We start from the raw sequence: 4,645 nt of genomic DNA, 5'->3' as shown, positions 1-4,645 counted from the left end.
TAATTGTGCATCGAATAGTCGAACGGAATGGCGAACTTCATGCCTTTCCAATCCTTCGGGTCACGCCTGTTCTTGTGCTTGAGCGCGAGCGTGATCCCCTGACCGTTGATGTTCTCGATCGCCGGCACCGCGAACGGGATCGGCTGCGCACCAAGGCCGAGCGAGATCGCGATCGGCATCGGCGCCAGCATGTGGGAGGCGTCATATTCCTTGTTGATGGTCTTGTCGCGGATCACCGCCCAGCCGGCCGTCTTGACCACCTCGACGTTGAGGCCGTTCTTGGCGTAGAAACCCAGCGGCGCGGCCATGATGATCGGGGTCGCGCACGTGATCGGGATGAAGCCGACCTTGAGGTCCTTCTTCTCGGGACTGGCCTCGGCGAAGGCTTCGGTCGCGGTTTTCAGCGGGAAGAACTGCGACAGTGCCGCGAGTGCGGTCGATGCGCCGACCGACTTCAGGAATGCCCGACGAGCCGCATCCTGCGGAAACACGGCGCGCATGACGGCCGAGGCCACAACCCCCTCGTAGCGTTTCTCCTCGCTGGTCGTCTCCTCGCAGCGCAACGCCAACGCCTGCTGATGTTCTGCGGCACTCCGATGCTGGCCGCAGACGCAACCCGACCGCGACAGCGCGCGATCGGGATCGAACGGATCGTCAAACGTGGACATGGTGCGCCCCTTTGTCGCAACGGGACGCGGACGACCGCGACTCCGCAGCATCAACTCGCGGCCCGGCGCAGGCCGCGCCAGGCAGCGATGAACATGCAGGTTCTATGCCGCCTTGCTCGTCTCGGTGGCCGCCGTGGGTAACCCCTCCTCGATCGGCAGCGCTGGATCGCGCGACCATTCGTTCCAGGAGCCGAAATACATCCGCACGTCCTTCACGCCGGCGTTCTTCAGCGCCAGGAACGTGTTCGACGCACGCGCGCCCTTGAAGCAGTAGAGATAGACCGGCGTGGTCTGCGTGATGCCGACGGTCGCGCATTCCGCTAGGATTTCGTCCTTCGACTTGAAGCGCGGGCCTTCAGCAGTCGGCTTCATCATGCGGTACCATTCGAGCCACACGGCGCCGGGGATGCGGCCCTTGCGCGGACAGAAATCCTTTCCGTAAGGCGACGAGCTTTCGCCGATCCACTCGTCGACGTCGCGCACGTCCAAAATCGCGATCCCGGGCTTGCCGACGGCTGACAGCATCGTCTTGGCATCGATCAGGATGTCGCCGGCTTCCGGCACCACGCTAAAGGCGGCCTTTACCGGCGACGGCAGGTCCTTCGTCACAGGTAGGCCCGCAGCAGCCCAGGCGTCGAAGCCGCCATGCAGCACCTTGACCTTGGGATAGCCCAGCATGGTCAGCAGGTAATAGCCGCGGCACGACTGCCCGAAACCGGAATTCATCGACTGCTCGTAGACGATTGCGGTTTCCTGGCCCGAAAGTCCGGCCGCACCAAAAGCGTCGGCAAACTTGGTTTTCAGCTCGGCCATGCCTTCGGGCGTCGAGGTCGCGAGATAGGTGAAGATGTCGTGCACGTTGACGGCAGCGGGGATGTGGCCCGCGCCATAGGCGTCCGGATTGCGGGTGTCGACGATGACACACGGCTCGGTTTTGATGAGTTCAGCAAGTTCGCCGGCAGATATCAGAACGTCCGTCATGGCAGGCCTCTCCTGTTTGGGGGTGGTTTCAGGCGGATCAAAATCCCCTAAGACAATTCAACCGTCCGCCAGCATTTTTCGCAGCTGCTTGGTGGCCGGCGTGACGATGGCAACGAAATAGGCTTCGCGCAGCCGGCGCTGCGCACGATGGCCTTTCAGGTAGCCGCGCGCGCCGCAATGAAGCATCGCCGCATGCGCGGCCGCGACGCTCGCATCGCCGGCGCGCAGGCGAAGCGCGATCACTCGGCGCCAAAAACTGTCGTCGGTATTGTAGGGATCGCGCGCCAGCGCCATGGCCTCCTTCTCCAACTCGGCATGCAACTCCCTGAACTGCAGCGGCTGCTGCGGCAGGTAGCGGTTGACGTGGCCGAGCGAGCCATCGACCTCCTCCATGATGTCGATGCAATCCTTGATCAGGCCGAGCGCCATGCCGGCCTGCAGCAGGATGAAGCCGGCGCGGATCTTCTTGACGAAGGGACCGGCGGGATCGGCCAGGATCAGTTCGTCCGGCACGAAGACGTCACGAAACTGCACGCCGTAGGTGCCGGTGCCGTCCATGGCCAGAAAGGGCTTGCAGGGCTGCAGCGTGATCGCGGGATCGGAGCAGTCGGCCAGAAACATCACGATGTTGCAGGGCTCGTCCTCGCGCTCGAAGATGGTGCCGAAGAAATGATCCTGGCCGAGATTCGACACCCAGGGTAGCGCGCCGCGCACGACATAGCCGCCATCGACCCTGCGGCCTTTCAGTTTCAATTTCTCGATCCCGAAAAAGCTCTTCATCGGGTTCGACAGGCCGGTGCCGCCGAGCAGCCGTCCGCTCGAAAAGCCGTTGCCGAAGCGCGACGCGAGCTTGAGGTTGGTGGAATTGGCCGCGTACCAGACCAGCGTGTTCTGGCACCACGCCATGAAGGCAGTGGCGCCGCAGACTTCGCCGATCGCCGCCATCGACTGGATGGCGCAGCGCAAATCGGCCGGGCCCTCCTGCGGCATGTGACTGCCCCAGGCCCCGACCCTGCCGAGTTTGCGCAGAACCTCGGCGGGATAGATGCTGCCGGCGTCGATTGCAGCAGCCAGCGGAGCCAGCTCGTTCCGCGCGATCAACGCGACCTCGTCCACAAGGGACATCACGGGGCGGCTGACAGTGTCGTCAACGATCCGATGCGATGCAGCCCATGAACCCATGACGCCCTCCGCGGCTCGCGTTTTCCGTTCGGCTCAGATGCCGACCTCGAGATTGACGGGCCGTGTGAACGTGTTGGCGACCGGCGACCATTTCTTCACATGCGCCACCAGCGCGCTGATCTCCTCCGGCGGGATACCCTCGCATTCCATGTCCACCTTGACGCGCACGTCGGTGAAGCCGACCGGCTTCTCGCTCACGTCACCGGTGCCCCACACCGCCGTGATGTTGAGATCACCCTCCAGCTCGAGCTCGAGCTTGTTGACGGTCCAGCCGCGATGCACGGCGTTGGCGTGCAGGCCGACTGCGAGGCAGGAGCCGAGCGCGGCGAGCGAAGCCTCCGACGGGTTCGGTGCGGTATCGTCGCCCAAAAGCCCCGGCGGCTCGTCGACGATGTAGGGCGGCAGGTTGCGTATGTAGTTGGCGTGACGGAATTTTCCCTCGGCCACCGTCTTGCACTTCAAGGTCTTGATGACCTTGGGGTTGGCCTTGCCATTGGCGATCAGCTGCTCGAGCCCTCCTCTGTCGATCGGGGCAAGACAGCCCGTCAAAGCGGTCTTCTGGGCGACAACGGTCATCAGTTTCTCTCCCTCAAGAGCTAGGATACCGAACGGTCTGTTTCCTGCATGAAGCATGCCAGCGACCGCGATTCTCAAAACTTGAAACCTTTGATGGCGTTAGCCCCCTGCCCGCGAATTGATCAGTCGCGCGGTGCACAAAGCCGATGCAATCGGTGCTGCACTTGCGATTATTTTGGACGCTGCGAAGATGCGACTTGATGATGACGGCGCGGTTCGCTTAAGTTGAAGCGCATGGCCAAATCATCAGCGAAGAAGAGATCGGTCGCGCCTCACGCCGGTGGCGGCGATGACGAGTCGGCACGCGGCCGCCTGCTCGGCGCAGCGACGTATCTGTTCTGCAAGAACGGCATCAACGCGACCGGCATCGAAGCGATCATTGAGGAAGCGGGCACGGCCAAGACCACGCTCTACAAACTGTTCGGCTCGAAAACCAATCTGGTGCATGCCGTGCTGGAGAGCGAAGGGCGGCAATGGCGCGAATGGTTCATCGCCTCGCTCGAAGACGGCGGCGGTGATGCGCAGACAAAACTGTCGCGGATCTTCCCTGCGCTGAAGCGCTGGTTCGCCGAAGAGCGCTTCTACGGCTGCCCCTTCATCAACGCGGTCGGCGAGCACGACAAGCACCAGAGGCAGTTCCGCAGCATCGCGATGCGGCACAAGAAGATCGTGCTCGCCCACATCGAGAAGCTCGCCGCGGAAATGGGCGCGGCCAGGCCGCAGACGCTCGCGCATCAACTCGCGCTGTTGATGGACGGTGCGATCGTGGCCGCCATGGTGTCGGGTGATCCCGCGGTCGCCGACACGGCGGCGCTGACGGCCGCCGCCCTGCTCAGCCCGTTCAGGATGAAGCCGAAGCGGACGAATCACGCGCCCGAGCAACTCGCCGGCGCAGCGGGCTAGTCCGCAGGACCAGCGAGACGGACGTCCGGTGCGCCGTCGCAAACCCGGTAAACAAAGACCGAAAGCAACGGACAAATTGCGAGACATCCCGCTAGGCGGATGCCAACGTTTCTCCGGTACTTGAAGACAGTCATCGAGTCAGGGGTGAAGGTCTCCATGTTCGTCAATCGCCGTAAAACCGAGCGGCGTTCGTGCAGAAGGATAGCGAAGATCCAGTCGGGGGCTGGTTCGCTGCCGCGCGACTGCACGATCACCGATATCTCAGCCGGAGGCGTCAAGGTGGTCGCCGAGCTGATCGAGATTCCGCAGCAGTTCAACATCATCTTCTCGCCGGA

The 4,645-nt window shown here is 63.0% G+C and carries 6 protein-coding genes; 2 read left to right on the top strand and 4 right to left on the bottom strand.

The annotated features are described in order from the left end of the window. The 4 genes from JOZ76_RS33485 to JOZ76_RS33470 all read right to left on the bottom strand — a co-directional run. Window positions 1–668: ABC transporter substrate-binding protein (locus tag JOZ76_RS33485; RefSeq protein WP_291705663.1), on the bottom strand; the 668-nt coding region annotated here is incomplete at its 3' end. Window positions 669–770: 102 nt separating this feature from the next. Beyond that, on the bottom strand, window positions 771–1,649 hold the full coding sequence (locus tag JOZ76_RS33480; protein WP_291705662.1) for a sulfurtransferase: 879 nt from the start codon (window positions 1,647–1,649) through the stop codon (window positions 771–773). A gap of 57 nt (window positions 1,650–1,706) precedes the next feature. Then, a complete protein-coding gene (locus tag JOZ76_RS33475) occupies window positions 1,707–2,831 on the bottom strand; it encodes an acyl-CoA dehydrogenase family protein (protein WP_291705661.1) in 1,125 nt (374 codons plus the stop codon). A gap of 33 nt (window positions 2,832–2,864) precedes the next feature. Beyond that, window positions 2,865–3,407: an OsmC family protein gene (locus JOZ76_RS33470; protein WP_291705660.1), complete on the bottom strand. Its 543-nt coding sequence runs from the start codon at window positions 3,405–3,407 to the stop codon at window positions 2,865–2,867. 234 nt (window positions 3,408–3,641) lie between these two features. On the opposite strand from JOZ76_RS33470, the gene JOZ76_RS33465 reads away from it, so the two are divergent. Further along, on the top strand, window positions 3,642–4,310 hold the full coding sequence (locus JOZ76_RS33465; protein WP_291705659.1) for a TetR/AcrR family transcriptional regulator: 669 nt from the start codon (window positions 3,642–3,644) through the stop codon (window positions 4,308–4,310). Between the two features lie 156 nt (window positions 4,311–4,466). After that, a partial coding sequence (locus JOZ76_RS38455) for a PilZ domain-containing protein (protein ID WP_366938659.1) occupies window positions 4,467–4,645 on the top strand: 179 nt, incomplete at its 3' end.

Origin of the sequence: Bradyrhizobium sp. (assembly GCF_019244115.1) — a bacterium.
Lineage (GTDB): Bacteria > Pseudomonadota > Alphaproteobacteria > Rhizobiales > Xanthobacteraceae > Bradyrhizobium.
Note: the sequence above shows the minus strand (reverse complement) of the source record. Positions and strands in the feature narration are given on the sequence as shown.

What these genes read in the sequence shown, in the direction of transcription:
- JOZ76_RS33475 (WP_291705661.1), bottom strand. Translation starts at nt 2,831, where the DNA reads ATGGGTTCATGGGCTGCATCGCATCGGATCGTTGACGACACTGTCAGC.
- JOZ76_RS33465 (WP_291705659.1), top strand. Translation starts at nt 3,642, where the DNA reads ATGGCCAAATCATCAGCGAAGAAGAGATCGGTCGCGCCTCACGCCGGT.
- JOZ76_RS33480 (WP_291705662.1), bottom strand. Translation starts at nt 1,649, where the DNA reads ATGACGGACGTTCTGATATCTGCCGGCGAACTTGCTGAACTCATCAAA.
- JOZ76_RS33470 (WP_291705660.1), bottom strand. Translation starts at nt 3,407, where the DNA reads ATGACCGTTGTCGCCCAGAAGACCGCTTTGACGGGCTGTCTTGCCCCG.